Origin of the sequence: Gordonia sp. NPDC127522, assembly GCF_042672305.1 — a bacterium.
Taxonomy (GTDB): Bacteria; Actinomycetota; Actinomycetes; order Mycobacteriales; family Mycobacteriaceae; genus Gordonia; species Gordonia hongkongensis.
This window is the reverse complement of the sequence record NZ_JBHXVK010000002.1, coordinates 487,043-504,183: the sequence shown is the minus strand read 5'-3', so window position 1 is coordinate 504,183 and position 17,141 is coordinate 487,043. Positions and strand designations below refer to the sequence as shown.

Genomic DNA, 17,141 nt, shown 5'->3' with positions numbered 1-17,141 from the left:
ATGGCGGCAAGCTGCGCGACGTTCTGACCGGCGTTGTGGACAATGGGAGCATGGCAGGCGGCGAGACACTGGAGGTCGACGGTCGGCGGATCTCGATCACCAATCTCTCGAAGGTGCTCTATCCGGCGACGGGGACGCGGAAGTTCGAGGTCATCGACTACTACTCGCGGATCGCCGACGTCCTCCTCCCCCATGTACGCAACCGCCTCATCACCCGTAAGCGGTGGCCCAACGGCGTCGAGTCGACCCCGTTCTTCGAGAAGAACGTTCCGGAGAGCGCACCTGACTGGATTCGACGCCACGGCATCCAGCACAGCGAGCGGGTCATCAACTATGCGATGGCCGACGACCGCGCCACGCTGGTCTGGCTCGCGCAGATGGCCGTGCTCGAGATCCACACGCCGCAGTGGCGGCTTCCCATGGGACCCGACGGCGCGCCGATGGCCAACCGCATCGTCTTCGACCTCGATCCCGGCCCGCGGGTGCCGCTGCACCGGACCGCGGAGGTGGCATGCGAGATCCGCAACTGGCTCGGCGGGGCGACGACGTACCCGGTGACCAGCGGCGGCAAGGGCATCCACCTCTACGCGCGGCTCCCGAAGCCCGTGACGTCGGATGCGGCGCGCAAGGTGGCTCAGGAGGTCGCCAACGAGTTCGCCCGTCAGCACAGCGATTTCATCACCGCCAAGATGTCCAAATCGCTGCGCGACGACAAGGTCTTCATCGACTGGAGCCAGAACACCGCCGCCAAGACCACTCTCGCGCCGTACTCGATGCGCGGACGCGAGCAGCCGTGGGTGGCCGCGCCGCGCACCTGGGAGGAGATGGAGGACCCCGGACTCTCCCAACTGCTCTACACCGAGGTGCTGGACCGCGTCGAGGAGTTCGGCGATCTCCTCGACGGCCTGGACGACCCCTACGACGACGAGCCGGAGGTCGTCGTCGAGCCCGCGGCGGGACAGGTCATCAACCTGAAGGAGTACCGGCGCAAGCGCGACCAGTCGAAGACACCCGAACCCTTTGGCGATGAAGCGCATCGACAGCGCATCGAAGCCGAGAGTGCTGCTGCAGAACCTGATTCCTCGGACACGCAGACCGAGAGGGCACCGATCTTCGTGATCCAGGAGCACCACGCCCGTCGGTTGCACTACGACTTCCGACTGGAACACGACGGGGTCCTGGTGTCGTGGGCCGTACCGAAGAACCTGCCCACCGACCCCGACCAGAACCGGCTCGCGGTGCAGACCGAGGACCACCCGATGGATTACGCCGACTTCGAGGGCGACATCCCGGCGGGCGAATACGGCGGCGGTCACGTGTCCATCTGGGACAGGGGCACATTCGAGCTCGAGAAGTGGCGGGACAAGGAGGTCATCGTCCGCCTCCACGGCGAGCGCGTGCAGGGACGGTACGCCTTGATCCGGACCGGTGAGAAGAACTGGCTCGCCCACCTGATGAGTGACGAACCGCGTCCGATCGTCCCCGACAGCCTCACCGACCCGCGCCCGATGCTCGCGACCGACGAGTCGATCGACGGACTCAACGGTCGGGACTGGGCATTCGAGGGCAAATGGGACGGTTATCGGCTCCTCATCCGTTCGGTCGGCGGCGAATTCCGGCTCACCTCCCGCTCGGGTATCGACATGACCGCCGACTTCCCCGAACTCGCCGGCCTCGCAGACGATCTCGGCCTCATGGATGTGGTGCTCGACGGCGAGGTCGTCGCGATCGACTCGTCGGGCCGCACCAACTTCACGCTGCTGACCTCGCGTCGGCACACCGACGAGCCGTATTCGTTGCGGCTACACCTGTTCGACATCCTGTTCCTGAACGGTTCGTCGTTGTTGCGCAAGCCGTGGTCGGCTCGGCGCGAACTCCTCGAGGAGCTGGCGCCCGCGTTCCGCAACTCCGCCTTCGTCGAAGTTCCGCCGCTGCTCCCGGGCCCGGGATCGGCCGCCGTCGAGTACAGCCGGGAACACAATCTCGAAGGCGTTGTCGCCAAACGCCGCAACTCGGTGTATCAGCAGGGGCGCCGGTCGACGACCTGGCTGAAACACAAGAACTGGAGCGACATCGAGGTCGTCGTCGGCGGATATCGGCCGGGCCGCGGCAACCGCGCGCACACCATCGGTTCCCTGCTCATCGGTCTGCCCGAGGAGACCGGACTCCGCTACGTCGGTCGCGTGGGAACCGGCTTCACCGACGCACAGTTGCGTTCGCTTGCAGAGGAACTCGGACCATTGGAGATCTCGCGGTCTCCCTTCCTGGACAAACTCGACCGGCCCGTCGAGTCCAGCGCGGTGTGGGTCCTGCCGAAGATCGTCGGCGAGGTCCGGTTCATGGACTGGACGACGGCCGGGCATCTGCGGCATCCCAGCTGGCGGGGGATCCGGCGGGACAAACTGCCCGGCGATCTGTGACCCGGGGCGTGAACCGAGCAGAGGAGCGTGGACATGACGGGTGAGACGATCACCATCTCGGCGGCCGACGGAGAGACCGAAGCCTATGTGGCACGGCCCGATTCATCCGGGACGTCTCCGGGAGTCCTGTTCCTCACCGATGTGATCGGCCTACGACCCCGCATCGAGGCCATGGCGGACCGCATCGCGTCCTGGGGTTACGTCGTGCTGGTGCCGCACCTGTTCCACCGGTACGGGTCCGCGGCCGAGTGGGCGCCCACCGAGGATCTGCTGCTGCCCGAGGCGCGGACCGCATTCTTCCGATCCGCGATGCCGCGGGCACGAACCCTCACGCCCGAGGCGGTACGTCCCGATCTCGTCGCCTACCTCGACGCGCTGCAATCGCTCCCGGGCGTCACACCAGGACGTGTCGGTGTCACGGGCTACTGCATGGGCGGCCGGCTCGCGCTGAACATCGCCGCCGCCCGGCCCGACGACGTCGCCGCGGTCGGCATGTTCCACACCGGCGGCCTGGTGACCGACGGCCACGACAGTCCGCACCTGCATCTCGTCGGCATCGACGCATTCGTCCTCGCCATCCACGCCGACAAGGATTCATCGCTGCCCGCGATGGCGGTCGCGCAGTTCGAGCACGCCCTGACCGGTGGGGGCGTGGCGCACTCGGCGACCGTCTATCCTGATGCGCCGCACGGTTATACGATGTCGGATCTGGCGGCCTACCACCACGAGGCCTGCGAACATCACTTCAGCGAGCTCGAAACTCTCTTCCGGCGGACGTTGTCGGGGTGAGGTGGGTCCGCTCCGACCCCCGGTGAGTCCGATCGTGCGATCGTCGGACAGGTACCGCGGGCCCCGCAAGGCGACTACAAGTCGCCTGTAAGTCGGGAGGCGCACAGTGGCCGCAATCAGCTACCACGAGCCCTCAGGAGACACCCGTGACCAACCGCCCTTCCGCCCGCACCGATGCCACCGCGCCGACCACCCCCGATCTCACCGGCATGAAGCTCGCCCACCGCGGCATGCTCGACGACACACGTCGCTTCGCCGAGATCCTGGGCCGCATCGGAGGTGGCGAGGCGTGCGACGGACGTCGCCGCAAAGCCATCGGCGACTATCTCGACCAGTTGTGCGCGTCCATCCACCATCACCACACCATCGAGGACGAGGTGGTGTGGCCGATCCTCACCGCATCCGCCGGTGCGGCCGTCGACGTCCACGATCTGCAAGATGACCACACCCAGCTCGATGCGCTGCTCGCGACACTGCAGGCTCGCACAGCCGCGTTCACATCCGCGAAAGCCGACCACCGCGACGCGGCGAACGAGCTCGCCGCGACCCTCGACGACGTTCACGAGCTGCTCGGTGAGCACATCGCCGACGAAGAAAAGGTCGTGTTCCCGATCGTCGATCGTTATGTGAGCGTGGCCGATTGGAACCGAGTGGAGAAGGCTGCCCGAAGCGGCGCGAGCATGCGGTTCGAGGCACCGAGGATGATTCGCCACGCAGATGAGCGCGAGCTGGCGAAGATGAAGCGCGAGGCGGGACCGGTCATCCGGGCCGTGCTCACAGTGCTCGTTCGCAGCTTCGACAAACGCGAGGCCGTCATCGCCGGCCCAGTTCGGTGAGGCCGACTCGCACCGTGTTCTGCACCTCCACGGCCGTTCGACGGTGGGCGGCCGCGGCGGCCGTGTCGCCGAGGAGGTCGGCGAGCTCGGCGAGCACCACGTCCATCGGACCGAATGCGACAGATCCCGAGTTCAGGCCGGCGATCGTCCCCGACCATCGCCGCAGTTCGTCGTAGAGCGCGGCCGCAGCCTCGGTCATCTCGAGCCGGACGAGGGCGCGTGCGTGGAAGACCGACATCGCGGTCCAGTAGAAGTCGCGGCTGACCGGCGGGGCGGTGCCGGCGACGCGGCGTGCCTGGTCGTGATGACCGGCGTCCAGGAGTGCGACGACGTACACCCACGAGATCATCTTCGGGGCAACATCATTGATCGCGGCTAGAGGTTCGGTGAGATGTGCGAGTGAACCGCGGCACCAGCCGATCACCATGTCGCCGACCAGACCGATCTCCGCCGAGTTGACTGCTCCCGCCGCCTGCAGTCGGGCGGTGAGGTCGCGGTACTCGCGCTCTGCCTGGTCGATGTCGCCGCCGAGTACTTCCAGGACCGCCGAGAACGCCGACAAGACGACGACGAGTTCGCCGGCACGGCCGCTCGACGCCGACCGCAGGCCTTGTTGCACTTCGGCAACGGCCCCGGGCAGGTCCACGCGTGCGGCCCGCGCCAGGAACGAGAAGAAGTGCGCGGCCGCCTGGTACGCGAGCACTCCGGATCCATCTGCCACGCGGTCGAATTCGTCGGTGAATGCCGGCAGTTCCGCGCTGAGGTCCGGCCCCAATGCGGTGTACACCCGCGCATTCCAGGCCGCGCAACGGACTTCGGGGTCCTCGAGTTCGTTCGCGGCCTCCACGGCCAACGCGGCAAGCTCGATGGCGCGGCGGTCGTCGACGCCCTCGACTTCGAAGACCAGTAACACCAAGAGGTAGACCCGGTCTGCACCCGTGGCGCGACCCAGCGCGTCCGTCATGGCCGCGATCAACTCCGTGTCGGCGATCCGCTGACGGCGCGTCGTCCAGATGACCGGTGCCCGCCAACACGTCAGCGCGGCCATGACCAGATCGTCGTCGTCCAGTTCCCGGGCCGTCGCGAGCGCCTGACCGCGGCGCGCACGGGCCTCAGCGGTGTCATCGCCGCGGAACGCCAGCGCCGTCACCAGGTGGGTCAACGCCACGACGAACGCGGACCGACCGGCCGCGTCAGCGGTTCCCGCGGCGTGTCCGGCCAACTCGTGCAGACGCACGGCGGAGCGCCACAGGTCTGCCGAGTCCGCCTTGAACTCGGTGCCGAACCTCGCGAGGGCGGCGACGGTCACCAACTCGAGGGCGCGCTCGACCGTGTCCGGGGCGGCGCCGAGAGCCGCATGGTGTGCCAGCTCGTCCGGATCGACGCCTGGGGTCTGCTCGAGATACAGCACGATCTGCCAGTGCGATCGCCGCTTCCCAGTGCGGGGATGCTGTCGTACACGGCATCCCGCACGAGAACGTGGTTGAAGTGGACCGCCTCGACGTCTGCGGTCAGCAATCCGGCGGCGACGGCCGTGTCGATCGCGTCGAGCACGAGTTCCTCGGCGGTGGCGTCGGTGTTCCTGTTCCACAGGGCGAGTACGCCATCGATCGGCGCGCGGCGCCCGAAGAGCGCGGCCAGGCGCAGGACGGTCGCCACTTCGGCAGGTAGCCGTTCGATCCGCTGCATCAGCACGCTGGTGACGCCACGGGGGATCGTGGCGGCAGCCGCCGAGAATCCGCGGGAGGCGACGAGCTTGGCCAGCTCGCGCACGAAGAGCGGGTTGCCGTCGGTCCTCGTGCGCAACAGTTCGAGCACCGGGGTGTCCACGGATTCCAGTCCCACCGACGCCGCGAGCTCGCGGATACCGTTGTCCGACAGACCCTTCAGCTCGATGTGGTCGGCGGTCACCGCGGCGAGAGATGCCGTGGTCGCCAACAGGTCCACACCGGCTTCCGACGCCCGGTAGGTGACCAGCACGAGCACCGGGGCCTGGGCCATCCAGGTCACCAGTTGCCGAAGGACCTGCAGCGTGGCGCCATCGGCGCGGTGTGCGTCGTCGAGAACGAGGACCGTTCCCGGCGCGTCGGAGTGCGAACCGCAGGCTTCCATCACCCGCCGGGCGATGTCGAACGAATTGTCCAATCCCTCGTCCGACGTCAGATCGCCGCGAAACTTTGTCTGCTGCAGTATCTCTCGCCACGCCCAGGCTGTCGGGGCGCCGTCGACCTCGGGGCAGTGTCCAATCGCCCCGGCCCAGCCGGTGGCGCCCAGACGAGCGACGAGTGAATCCGCGAACGTGCTCTTGCCGCCGCCTGCCTCCGCGCTCACCCATACGACGCGCAGACCGGTCGCGCTCGCGGCCTCGGCGTGACCGAGCAGTGCCGCGAGTTCGTTCTCCCGTCCGGCGGGTTCGCGACGACCCGCCGACGCGGTGACGGGCGGCACGCTCGGCGGTTTCGGCGTCTCCGGCACCGGCGGTGCGACCGGCGCCGCCAGGGTGGGCGCCTGCTGCAGGATGTCGCGTTCGAGCAGTTGGATCGGCGGTCCTGGATCCACTCCGAGTTCGTCGGCGAGGTACGTCCGCAGCCGGCGCAGCGTCGCCAGGGCGTCTGCCTGCCGCCCCAGTCGGTACTGCGCCAGCGCGAGCAACCGGAAGTACTCTTCGCGGGCCGGTTGGTCGTCGCACTCCGCAGCCAGCACCTGCGCCACCTCCGCCGCGCGTCCGTGGTCGACCGCCAGTGAGGCCCACTGCTCGATCGCCGACCGGCGTACATCGTGGAGTCGGGCGACTTCGGGCTGTGCCCAGCTCTCACCCGAACAGGCGCCGTAGGGATCGCCGCGCCACATCCGCAGCGCGCCATCCAGCTCGCGGAGCCTCGAGGCGGGATCGTCCGCGTCGCCGCCGACGGTGACGACGGCCTCGAATTCCCAGACGTCGACGCTCGGACGGGGTAGCCGTAACGCATAACCCGGTTGCTCACTGACGAGCACGGTCGCCGGAGCGCGGGGCGGGCGAGACGGTTCGATGACGCGTCGCAGATTGGACACCTGCACCTGGAGGCCTGCCAGTGCCTTCGGCGGTGGTTCCCCGTTCCACAGATCGTCGATCAACCGATCCGTGGACACCACCCGACCGCGGCCGGCCACCAAGCGGGCCAAGACCGCCCGTTGCCGGCGCGGGCCCAGGTCGACCACCTCGGAATCGAGTTCGCAGGAGATGGGGCCCAGCACCGAGATCCGGAGCGTCGAACCGGCACCACCGGCCGGACGCCCATCCCGAACCCCCATACCCACCCGATCCTCTCGTCGTCGACGTCAGACTATCGCTGCTGCTGGTCTCGCGTGCCGTTCACGGCGCCCCACTCCGTGCCGGTGAACCCACCCGGCGCAACGTCGACGTGTTCCGTCTCCGGGGTCCGATCCCCGCCCCGCGAACCGACCACGGCCCACCCCCAGAGCACCATCCACACACTCATGCCGCCGACCTGGATACGCTGGGCGAGTCCGAGCCGGTAGTCGCCGACCAGGTTGTCCGCCAACAGCATCCAGACCGTGGCGAGCGCGACGATGACGAGCACCGCGTTTCCGACCCACCGGAGCATCGGCCATACGGGACCGTCCGGTGTCGTGCGTACCGCCGAGACGCCGGCGGCGACCATGACGGCGAAGATGGCGAACACCGCGACCGTACTGGTGAGCGCGTGGATGTGATGCAGTTGCGGGAGCAGTCCGCTCGGTTCGCGCGGGCACCCGGGGTCGACTCCCGGAATGCACTCGATCGGGAGCAGGGCGTCGGCGATGGTCGCCGCGCCGAACACCGCCAGTGCGAGAACGGCGGTGGTCGCTGTCCAACCCCGGAACACCGACGTCGCGTCCCCCTCCCGCTGGCCGAGCCTGTCGAGGTCACCAGGTGGCTTCGACTCGGCGCCTCGCTCCGCTCGGTGCCGGCTCAACCAGCGGGGGAAAGGCGGTCGCGGGACGAGCAACAGCAGTGCCGCGACGAGTGCGCAGACCCCGGTGGTCACGTCCCCGACCACGTAGATGTCGCGGTGGGGACGGTTCGCGGCGTCCAGCTCGCTGAGGAACGTGCGCATCGGGTCCAGCGAGTCCGCCCACGCGAACTCCAGCACCCACGATGAATAGCACAGGCCCGCAAAGGCGATCAGGATGCCCGCGAGCGATCTCCTCACGACGCGGGTGACGACTCCGGTGCGCCGATCGGCCGTCCCTGACGCAGCGGGAGTTCCTTCCAGGTGACCGTACCGATGATCGCGAGCAGCGCGATGATCGACACCGCCAGGAACACCCGGTCCATCGAGTCGGCGAACCCCTCCTTGATGGGTTGGGCCAGTTCGGCCGGCAGCTTCTCGATGACCGAGGTGTCACTCATGACACTGTCCGACGACCCGGCTGCGGCGCCGGGGTTCTGAGCGGCCGCGATGAGCGACTGCCCGAACGCGCTGACCTGCGGGTCGCTGCTCTGCGAGGCCTCCACGACCGCCGCCCGGTATTCGGGTTGGGCTGCCGCTGTGACCATCTCGTCCTTGATGTTCGGCCCCATGAAGGAGAACAACAGCGAGAAGAAGACCGCGACACCGAGCGTTCCACCGATCTGACGGAAGAAGGTGGCGGTGCCGGTGGAGAGTCCCATGTCCTTGGGCGGCAGGATGTTCTGCATCGCCAGGGTGATCGGCTGCATCAGATTGCCGAGCCCGAAGCCGAGCAGCGCGGCCATCAGCATGACCAGGTAGAGCGGCGTCTCGGTGCCCACCAGGTGCAGCAGGAAAGTGCCCGCGGTGATCAGCACGGCGCCGACGACCGTGAAGATCTTGTAGCGTCCGGTGCGCGAGATCAGCTGGCCCGACAGGATCGAACCGGCCATCAGGCCGAGCACCATCGGCAGCATCTGGAGGCCGGCGATCATGGGGCTCGATCCGCGGAGGACCTGGAAGTACTGCGGCAGCATCGAGATTCCACCGAACATGACGGCGCCGATGATGACCGAGATGATGATGCCCTGGCTGAACACCCGGTTGGTGAACACGCGCAACGGGATGAGGGCGTCGTCGCCCATGCGGTGCTCGATCCAGATGAACGCGGCGATGCCGGCGACGCCGATCCCGTAGCAGAGGAACGACAGTCCGGAGGTCCATCCCCACTGGCGCCCCTGTTCGGCGACGATGAGCAGCGGAGCCACGGCGACGGCGAGTGCCGTCGCCCCCCAGTAGTCGGTGCGCCCGCCGACGCCCTTCTGCTGGTCGTAGTTGAGCACCTTGTAGACCACGAACAGCGCGACGAGTCCGATCGGCACGTTGACCAGGAACACCCAGCGCCAACCGGACACCCAGAGGATCGTCTCCTGGCCGGCGAACAGACCGCCGAGGACCGGGCCGAGGACGCTGGAGGTGCCGAACACGGCGAGGAAGTAGCCCTGGTATTTGGCGCGTTCCCGCGGCGGGACGATGTCGCCGATGGTCGTCAGTGCGAGCGTCATCAAGCCGCCCGCGCCGAGCCCCTGGAAGGCGCGGAACGCGGCGAGTTGATACATCGACGACGCGATCGTGCACAGCAGCGAACCGACGATGAAGATCGAGATCGCCAGCAGGAAGAACGGTTTCCGGCCGTGGAGATCGGACAGCTTGCCGTACAAGGGGGTCACGATCGTCGCGGTGACGAGGTAGGCCGTGGTCACCCAGGCCTGCAGGTCATACCCTTGCAGATCGTCGGCGATGGTCCGGATCGCCGTCGACACGATGGTCTGGTCGAGGGCGGCGAGGAACATGCCCAGCATGAGTCCGGCCAGGATGGTCAGGATCTGGCGATGGGTCAGTCCGGCGCCGGCGACCTCCTCGTCGTGGTTCACCGTGTCGGCGGCCGAAGAGTCTGTCACTGTCGTCCTTTCGGTTCATTCGCATCTGTGTCCGGGCTGCGGTCCGGGCACGCCGGGTGCAGGGCTGCGTCGGCGGCATCGACGAACCGCCCGAGAAGTGTCACGAGGGTGTGGAGTTCGTCGTCGGTCCAGTCGGCCATGACATCGGCCATGGCGGCGCGACGCATCTCGCGCATGGCCACAACGCGATCCCGTCCGGCGGCGGTGATGACGAGCATGGTGGCGCGCCCGTCGTCCGGGTCCGCCTCGCGGCGGATCAGGCCGTGCTCCACGAGCTGAGCCACGTGCCGACTCACCGTCGACGGGTCGGCATTCATCGTCTCGGCGAGGTCGCGCGATCGCATCGACCGTCGCGCGAGCGGGAAGAGCGCCTTGAACGCCGCGGCCTCGAACTCGCCCTCACGCGTACGGAACGTCGTGTGGACCGCCCGTTCGCGGATGCGGACGAAGCGCAGAAGGGTCTCGAAGAGGTCGTCGATCGCGTGTTGATCGAGCACTGTCCTCACCGCCTACCCGAGAAGTTTTACTTGCTCTTTGCAATTAGTTGCAGAGCGCAACTAACACCGCTCGCCAGTGTGCGCGCGAACTCGAGAGAATGCAAACAGCGCCGAAGTCTTGCATCGACGGAGACAAAAGACGGTCGCCGACCTGCCAGGTCGGGGGTTGGCAGGTCGGCGACTCATCATCGATGTCGCTCGCCGGCCGCTGTGCGTTACAGGGGAGCCGGCACCCGAGCGGGCTGAGCCACATCGGCGTCGCGGAAGTGCGTTGCGCCTCGCGGCCCTGAGGCGATGCATCGTCGGACCCCGCCTGCGGTTAGCCTCGTGGGAGTCAGGAACCGTGACAGGAGCTCTTCGTGTTCGTTGTCGCCCACATCAGCGACCTGCATTTCAACGGGACGCGGTTCAATCGGGCCCGCATCCAGTCGACGTTGAGCTACATCAACGCCCGCGCCGCCGGGATCGACGTCCTGCTGGTCACCGGCGACATCGCCGACGAGGGTGCCGCGAGCGAGTACCGCGAGGCGCACGGGGTGCTCGAGAGTCCACTGCCGATGCTCATCACCGCCGGTAACCACGACGTTCGGGAACCGTTCAGCGCGGCCCTCATCGGCACCGAGACCTCTGGTCCGATCAATCACGCGCGGACGGTCCGCGGACGCGACGGCTCCGACGTCCTCTTCCTGATGTGCGACACTTCGATACCCGGACGCAACGACGGTCGTCTCGACGACGCGACCATCTCGTGGTTGTCGGACCAGCTCACCGCGACGTCCGCGGAGACGCCGGTGTTCATCGCCTTTCACCATCCGCCGGTCGATCTGCTGATGCCGTTCATGGACTCGATCCGCCAGCGCGACGAGGGTCGCCTCGCCGCTCTGGTGGGCCGGCACCCGAACATCGTCGCGTTCCTGTGTGGACACGCCCACACCCCGGCGGTGAGCACGTTCGCCGACCGCCCGCTGTGCATCGCACCGGGTGTGTCGTCGACACTGAACCTGCCGTTCGAAGGCCGGGAGGTCGTCAACCGCGGTCAGCCGCCGGGGATCGCGTTCCATCTCTACGACGACGAGCGGTTCGTCACCCACTTCCGATCGGTGATGTTCTGACATTCAGGGCGGTGCCGGAAGCCGTTCGTGGCGCTTCCGCGCTCGGCATCGAGAGGCAGGCGAGCCACGTCGTCGGCGACAAAGCGAACTCGGTATCGCCATCGGTGCGGCGGCGACGACGCGTCATCTGACGAACCCGCGCAGCAGATCGGCCATCGCCTCCGGCTGGTCTTCCGGGATGAGAGTCCACGATTCGTCGACGACGACCTTGGATGCGTTCGGGAAGAGCTCGACGAGGCGGTCCGCATGCTCCAGGGGCATCATCCGGTCTTCCCTTGCCCAGACCACGAGCACCGGGCGATCGAACCGCCGCATCATGTCCGACAGTTCGAGCAGCCTGCGGCGGGACGGCGCGCCCGTGGCGAATTTGACCAGATCCCTTCTGATCGACGCGTTTTCGACGGCGGGACGGAACCACTCGTCGAACAGCGAATCCGGAATCCCCGACTTCGTCAGCGCGCCATAGGCCCGTGTGCTGTGCCGAAAGAATCGAGTGCCCAGCATTCGCGTGAGAATCCACCCGCCGCCGGGCACTCGGCACAACAGCGCCGCGGGGCGCGCCGGCTCGGGAGGGTAGTTGTCGAAGGCCGTGCACGAGGCCAACACCAATCTCCCTATCCGCTTGTCCCGGCCTTGGGAGATCACGAATTGACCACCGCCCCAGTCGTTCAGGACGAGCGTCACGTCATCGAGGTCGAGGGCGTCGAGAAAGTCGGCAAGGATGGATGCCACACCCGTCTCGGTCAGGTCCGCGTCGGCGTGCATCGGCTCCCTGTGCGCACCCATCGGGAGCGTCGGTGTGATGCAACGGAATTCGGGAAGCAACGGGATCACCTTGCGCCACTGCCGCCCGTCCATCAGCAACCCACGGCCGAGTACGAGGATCGGCCCGGGACCGCCGGTGTCTTCGTAGGAGATGGAGCCGGCCGACACATCGACTGTTGGCACGTCGCCTCCTAGATAGATCGTTCTACTCAGAAGCAAGATAAGCTGACACGGCACGATGCGCAAGGGATGGAGACGTCATGGCAGATTCCGCTACTCGCGACCGGATCCTGGAGGCGGCCGCAGAGCTGTACCGGCGGCAAGGCATGCCGGCCACCGGGATCAAACAGATCTCGGCGGCGGCGGAGGCACCCTACGGTTCGATCTACCATCACTTCCCCGGCGGCAAGGAAGCGATCAGCGTCGAGGTCATCCGACGCGAGGGTCTGCGTTACGGCGCGTTCGTCGGCGCACAGTTGGAGACGACCGACCCCCTGACCGGCATCCCGACGCTGTTCGAGGACGCCGGCAAACTGTTGGAGTCGCAGGGCTACAGCGAGGCCTGCTCCATCGAGACCATCGCACTCGAGGTGGCGAGTACCAACGAGCGCCTCAGGCTGGAGGCCGCCGAGGTCTTCGAGAGCTGGTTGACCGGTCTCGCGGCGTGGTTCGGACAACTCGAGGTCGCCGAGCCGGAGCGTCGTCGGCTGGCGATGATCACGCTGACCGCGCTGGAAGGTGCGTTCGTGTTGTGCCGCACCCTGCGCTCCATCGAACCGATCCTCGTCGCCGGACGCGGCGTGCAGGAAGCCGTGCAAGCCGCCGTCGGGTCGTAGCACGAGACCGTCGATGCGCAGCCGCGCTTCTCCCGCAAGCTGTGAAACAGCAGGACCAGCACCATGATTCACTTCACCGAACTCGGGCGCACGGTGCGGCGAGATCGGCCCGTCAGGCCGACGATCCCGCCTTCAGGAGCTCTTGGAGGATCCGGCCGCCGATTTCCGGGATCAGTCCGGGACCGGTCTCGGGTAGGTTCTGCGGCAGCAGACCGGGCTCATGGGTCGCCGGGATACGCGCGGTCCGGGTGGCCTCCACACGTATGCCGGTCTGCTGCGCCTTGGCCAGCGGGGTCCGGTACTTCTCCAGGTCCGTCGCGGTGGTGAGAGTCCCGACGACGCGCAGGCCCATGGCACCGAAGTCCGCCGCCCCGCGCCGGATGTGGTTGGGCGACGTGACGAGAACGATGTCCCGGATTCCCTGTGCGCGCAGGATCTCGGCGGTGTTCTGTGCATTGGCCACCGTCGACCCGGACTTGTCCTCGACGAGGATCCGGTCCGCACCGACACCGTTGTCCACGAGCCAGGTCCGCATCGCGGCTGCTTCGGTGATGCCCTTCTTCGGCACCCCTCCGGTGACGACGATCGGCGCGGACGTCGTGAGCTCCGACTGAGCCTTGCCGGCGGACACCCGGTTGACGAGCTCCGGCGCCATCTTCCCGTTCGCATTGAGCCCGAATCCCAGCACGACGATAGCCACCCGACCGGATACCGGCTTCGGAGTGGTGTCGGGGACGATCTGCGCCGCCGTCGCCACACCCGAGATGATGTTGCGGGCCGTTGTCGCCAGGGACGGGTTCATCATCGACAACCGGTTCAGGGCCGAGCGCCCCGCCACGACGTCGTCGACCTGGTCCGACCAGATCGCCTGGAGTGCAAGCGCGTCGGTATCGGCCGGCGCCACCGCGAGGACCTGCTGCAGGAGTTCGAGTCCGCCCGCGACATCACCTCCGGCGAACTTCGACTGCGCGCTGTTGTACAGGCCGGCCGGGTCGATCGCGGAGGCCGTCGTCACAACCGAGGCGTCCGGCCCGGGCAGCGTCCCGACCGCCACCCCGCCGAGGGCGGCGATCGCGATCGTCGCGGCCGCCGCCAGTTTCCTGCGCTTCACTCTGGTCACACCAGTCACTCGCGTAACGGTACGAGAGATGCACAACGACCCCGCACCCGTCCGATCCCAGATCGGTAACGGGTGCGGGGCCGGGCAGCGGCGAAGCTCAGCGCTTCAGGCCGGCCACCTTCAGCAACTCAGGGCGGCGCAGGACCAGCCCGGTCCACATCAGCACGCCGGTGTAGACCGCGAACAGGACCGTGTCGAACAGCGGTGCCTCGATTCGCATGTTGGCGGTGACCGCGCCTCCGAGGTAAGCCGTGATCCCCAGGGCGCCGAGGACTGCGGTGCGCGGGATGGCGAACACGACGAGACAGACCAGCAGGACGATACCCATGACAAGCGCCTGGTCGATCGGGAAACCGAGTTTCGCCATGGAATCGACCACCTCCTGCGGACGCGTCAGCTTGATCACGATGTCGAAGACCAAGAAGGCGCCGATCAGCACACTGATGACGATTCCCGTTGTGCGACGCCAGTTCCTGCGGATCGGTTGCGCCTCATCGGAGGCGGTGGTGTCAGTTGCGCCCGCCGGGTCGGCGGGGCCTGCGGTGACGGTGTTGCGGCTCATCATGTTCTCCTGGCGAGTGGTGCGAGTGTGTTGTGCAGGGATAGACATGCCTGCTCGTCAGAACTCATCGCCGGGCGCGCATTCTGGCGTTAGAAGTAGCACGACGACGATCGACGACTATGCCGCCGACATCGCGGGGTCGACGCGAGAAGACCTGCTTTCCTTCCACTCCCAGACGGCGTAGAGCACCTCGGTGGTGTAACCCAAATCCATCCGACCCCCACCGATCGGCACCGTCGCATCTACCCCGATCCGTTGATCGGGTCGCCACCCGCCCGGCCTCGAAGTCGGTGGCGCCACCTCGATCTCCGTCCCGTCTGGCCGATGAAAGCTGAACCGCTGCAACCCATGCGCGGTGATCGCGAACTCGCCCCGATGCAACGACCGATGACACGACCCACACAACAAGATCAGATTGTCCGGATCGGTCCGCCCACCCGCCGACCAGAACTCCACATGATGGGCATGCAGATGACGCGTCCGCCCACACCCCGGCACCTGACAACACCGATCCCGCACGAACAACGCCCGCACCAACGCCTTGTTCGGCATCCGCTTCCGACGCCCCACCCCCAACAACGCCAACTTCCCCGGCCGGCCGGGCACCCGGCGGCTCACCACCTCCCGAGTCGACGCCCCGCACCGGGCTTCGGCCACCTCAGCCTCCGACAGGGCCGGACCATCATCGAGATGAACCGACTCCACACCCTCACCGGCATGAATCAGGATCTCCGCACCCGGCGCGAGGCCGGGCATCGCGATCCCTTCATGCACCATGTCGGCCATCGCCACCACCGCCGGTGCCACATTCGACGGCACCTGCCGCCACAGATCCCGACGCCGAGACGGAACCACCTCCGAATCCTTCGACTCTGAACCTGATTCAGTGTTCCGCGGAACACTCTCGACCGACGGTAGATCCGGGTCATCGCAGGTCCGGGTGCGTTCATACTCCGCCCGCACCGTCCCAGCTAGGAACCGCGCCCCATCCAACGGACTCAACCGCAACGACACCGACAGCGACCCGTCATCGTTCCACTTCCACCGGCCGGTCGACTCCACCGGCGGCCGGCTTTCCTCCTCGACGCCACGGTCACGATCGATCTGGCCCATCGCCCGTACCGCCCGATCCAACTGACTCGCCGTGCACGACAACGCCAGATTCACCAACTCCGCCTCACGCTCGGGAGTGGCCACCCGTGTCAACGCGCGGACCTTCGAATACGTCAGCCGACCTTCGCGAAACGCCGTGCGGATCGCCGGCAATTCTCGTATCGCCTTGGCGACCCTCAACTGCTCATGTGCCGTTCGCGGTGCGATGCCGGCCTTCCACGACAACCAGTGCGCCAGCGAATGAATCCCGGGCCCCCGCCACGACTCCCGCTCATCCAGTTCTGCCACCAGTTCAAGAAAATTCGCTGTCAGCGCCGTGATCTGCGCGGCATACCCAAGCACCCGCGCCTCGAGCACCTCATCAGACAACGAGACCGGATCCGCACCGTCGAACATCGACGACACATCCCCACCGCAACGAAAAGCACTGACCCCCACCGCAACCCCCAGAATCGAGCGATAAGTACAGCAACAAGATATCGCCCGGCACCGACAATTCCTCGAGCCTCAACCCGAGGTCGACAGTGTTCCGCGGAACACTCCGGGGTTACTCCATCAACCCCGCCGCGGCTGTCGCACCCCAGCTCCCACCCGGCCCCCGTCTCGGACCACGAATGTCACCGACCGGCGACAAGTCGGACGAGCGGATACTCACGCGACGACTTCTTTTGATACTTCGCGTATCGCGGCTGCGCCTCGACCACCGTGTTCCACGCGATCTCCCGCTCAGCAGCGTCGAGTACGATCGGCGTCACCGGCACCGGGGCCTCCCCGTGACGCTCGACCGACACGCCATCGGGATGGGCGGTCAGGTTGGCGAACCAGTCCGGATTCCGTTTGCCGCCGCCCGACGCGACGATCAACCAGTCGTCGCCGTCGGCGAACCAACTCAGCGGCGTCTCACGCACGAGGCCCGACCGCCGACCGGTCGTGCGCAGGATGAGCATCTCCATGCCCCACATCGATCCGGACTTCTTGCGGATGCGGGCGACGGTGCGCTCGTTCGTCTTTCGTTGGTACCAGAGCGACAGTGAACGTAGGGACAGGGCCATGTTTCCTCCGATGAGATCAGGTGATGCGCCGACAGTATGGCGACGACCCGCTCCGCGGCTTCTCGATTCCTGCTCGATCGTCGATCCCGGAACGGTCGGACGCCGCGACGGCGAGGCCCCGGCAACCAGAACGGTTGCCGGGGCCT

The 17,141-nt window shown here is 67.1% G+C and carries 15 protein-coding genes; 5 read left to right on the top strand and 10 right to left on the bottom strand.

The features are described from left to right. Positions 1–50 precede the first annotated feature (50 nt). The 3 genes from ACFVHY_RS06570 to ACFVHY_RS06560 all read left to right on the top strand — a co-directional run bounded on the left by ACFVHY_RS06570 (position 51) and on the right by ACFVHY_RS06560 (position 4,045). The gene (locus tag ACFVHY_RS06570) at positions 51–2,420 is read left to right on the top strand and encodes an ATP-dependent DNA ligase (RefSeq protein WP_390269870.1); all 2,370 of its coding nucleotides are present in this window, start codon (positions 51–53) and stop codon (positions 2,418–2,420) included. A gap of 33 nt (positions 2,421–2,453) precedes the next feature. Beyond that, the gene (locus ACFVHY_RS06565) at positions 2,454–3,209 is read left to right on the top strand and encodes a dienelactone hydrolase family protein (RefSeq protein ID WP_390269867.1); all 756 of its coding nucleotides are present in this window, start codon (positions 2,454–2,456) and stop codon (positions 3,207–3,209) included. A 146-nt stretch (positions 3,210–3,355) separates the two neighbouring features. After that, entirely contained in the window at positions 3,356–4,045 is a 690-nt protein-coding gene (locus ACFVHY_RS06560) for a hemerythrin domain-containing protein (RefSeq protein WP_390269864.1), read from the top strand. On the opposite strand, the gene ACFVHY_RS06555 is transcribed toward ACFVHY_RS06560, so the two are convergent. Genes ACFVHY_RS06555 through ACFVHY_RS06535 form a run of 5 tightly spaced genes read right to left on the bottom strand, consistent with a single transcriptional unit; the run spans position 4,023 to position 10,435 of the window. Next, positions 4,023–5,456, bottom strand: a complete 1,434-nt coding sequence (locus tag ACFVHY_RS06555) for a hypothetical protein (RefSeq protein ID WP_390269861.1) — start codon at positions 5,454–5,456, stop codon at positions 4,023–4,025. The genes ACFVHY_RS06560 and ACFVHY_RS06555 overlap by 23 nt on opposite strands. Beyond that, positions 5,351–7,336, bottom strand: coding sequence for a BTAD domain-containing putative transcriptional regulator (locus ACFVHY_RS06550; RefSeq protein WP_390269858.1), 1,986 nt, complete (start codon positions 7,334–7,336; stop codon positions 5,351–5,353). The genes ACFVHY_RS06555 and ACFVHY_RS06550 overlap by 106 nt, the downstream gene beginning before the upstream one ends. A 32-nt stretch (positions 7,337–7,368) precedes the next feature. Then, complete coding sequence (locus ACFVHY_RS06545; RefSeq protein WP_390269855.1) at positions 7,369–8,238, bottom strand: DUF998 domain-containing protein; 870 nt, start codon at positions 8,236–8,238, stop codon at positions 7,369–7,371. Beyond that, positions 8,235–9,938 carry an MDR family MFS transporter gene (locus tag ACFVHY_RS06540; protein WP_390269852.1) on the bottom strand — a complete coding sequence of 568 codons (1,704 nt, stop codon included), beginning with the start codon at positions 9,936–9,938 and terminating at the stop codon, positions 8,235–8,237. The genes ACFVHY_RS06545 and ACFVHY_RS06540 overlap by 4 nt, the downstream gene beginning before the upstream one ends. After that, a complete protein-coding gene (locus tag ACFVHY_RS06535; protein WP_390269849.1) occupies positions 9,935–10,435 on the bottom strand; it encodes a MarR family winged helix-turn-helix transcriptional regulator in 501 nt (166 codons plus the stop codon). Before ACFVHY_RS06535 ends, ACFVHY_RS06540 begins: the two co-directional genes overlap by 4 nt. A gap of 359 nt (positions 10,436–10,794) precedes the next feature. Here ACFVHY_RS06535 and ACFVHY_RS06530 point away from each other — a divergent pair, with 359 nt between their 5' ends. Beyond that, positions 10,795–11,547, top strand: a complete 753-nt coding sequence (locus tag ACFVHY_RS06530; protein WP_390269846.1) for a metallophosphoesterase — start codon at positions 10,795–10,797, stop codon at positions 11,545–11,547. Positions 11,548–11,670: 123 nt separating this feature from the next. Here ACFVHY_RS06530 and ACFVHY_RS06525 read toward each other — a convergent pair whose 3' ends face one another. Then, a complete protein-coding gene (locus ACFVHY_RS06525) occupies positions 11,671–12,495 on the bottom strand; it encodes an alpha/beta fold hydrolase (protein WP_390270364.1) in 825 nt (274 codons plus the stop codon). Between the two features lie 77 nt (positions 12,496–12,572). Here ACFVHY_RS06525 and ACFVHY_RS06520 point away from each other — a divergent pair, with 77 nt between their 5' ends. Continuing rightward, on the top strand, positions 12,573–13,148 hold the full coding sequence (locus tag ACFVHY_RS06520; protein WP_390269843.1) for a TetR/AcrR family transcriptional regulator: 576 nt from the start codon (positions 12,573–12,575) through the stop codon (positions 13,146–13,148). 112 nt (positions 13,149–13,260) lie between these two features. On the opposite strand, the gene ACFVHY_RS06515 is transcribed toward ACFVHY_RS06520, so the two are convergent. The 4 genes from ACFVHY_RS06515 to ACFVHY_RS06500 all read right to left on the bottom strand — a co-directional run bounded on the left by ACFVHY_RS06515 (position 13,261) and on the right by ACFVHY_RS06500 (position 16,995). After that, the gene (locus ACFVHY_RS06515) at positions 13,261–14,268 is read right to left on the bottom strand and encodes a YdcF family protein (RefSeq protein WP_390270361.1); all 1,008 of its coding nucleotides are present in this window, start codon (positions 14,266–14,268) and stop codon (positions 13,261–13,263) included. A gap of 97 nt (positions 14,269–14,365) precedes the next feature. Further along, complete coding sequence (locus ACFVHY_RS06510; RefSeq protein ID WP_390269840.1) at positions 14,366–14,830, bottom strand: DoxX family protein; 465 nt, start codon at positions 14,828–14,830, stop codon at positions 14,366–14,368. A gap of 117 nt (positions 14,831–14,947) precedes the next feature. Continuing rightward, positions 14,948–16,339, bottom strand: a complete 1,392-nt coding sequence (locus ACFVHY_RS06505) for a DUF222 domain-containing protein (protein ID WP_390269837.1) — start codon at positions 16,337–16,339, stop codon at positions 14,948–14,950. 221 nt (positions 16,340–16,560) lie between these two features. Further along, positions 16,561–16,995 (bottom strand): nitroreductase family deazaflavin-dependent oxidoreductase, encoded by a 435-nt coding sequence (locus ACFVHY_RS06500; protein WP_390269834.1) that lies wholly within the window; start codon positions 16,993–16,995, stop codon positions 16,561–16,563. Positions 16,996–17,141 lie beyond the last annotated feature (146 nt).

Excerpts from the sequence above, each read along its gene's own strand:
- ACFVHY_RS06570 (WP_390269870.1), top strand. The coding sequence starts at position 51 with ATGGCAGGCGGCGAGACACTGGAGGTCGACGGTCGGCGGATCTCGATC.
- ACFVHY_RS06565 (WP_390269867.1), top strand. The coding sequence starts at position 2,454 with ATGACGGGTGAGACGATCACCATCTCGGCGGCCGACGGAGAGACCGAA.
- ACFVHY_RS06550 (WP_390269858.1), bottom strand. The coding sequence starts at position 7,336 with ATGGGGGTTCGGGATGGGCGTCCGGCCGGTGGTGCCGGTTCGACGCTC.
- ACFVHY_RS06520 (WP_390269843.1), top strand. The coding sequence starts at position 12,573 with ATGGCAGATTCCGCTACTCGCGACCGGATCCTGGAGGCGGCCGCAGAG.
- ACFVHY_RS06510 (WP_390269840.1), bottom strand. The coding sequence starts at position 14,830 with ATGAGCCGCAACACCGTCACCGCAGGCCCCGCCGACCCGGCGGGCGCA.
- ACFVHY_RS06505 (WP_390269837.1), bottom strand. The coding sequence starts at position 16,339 with ATGTTCGACGGTGCGGATCCGGTCTCGTTGTCTGATGAGGTGCTCGAG.
- ACFVHY_RS06500 (WP_390269834.1), bottom strand. The coding sequence starts at position 16,995 with ATGGCCCTGTCCCTACGTTCACTGTCGCTCTGGTACCAACGAAAGACG.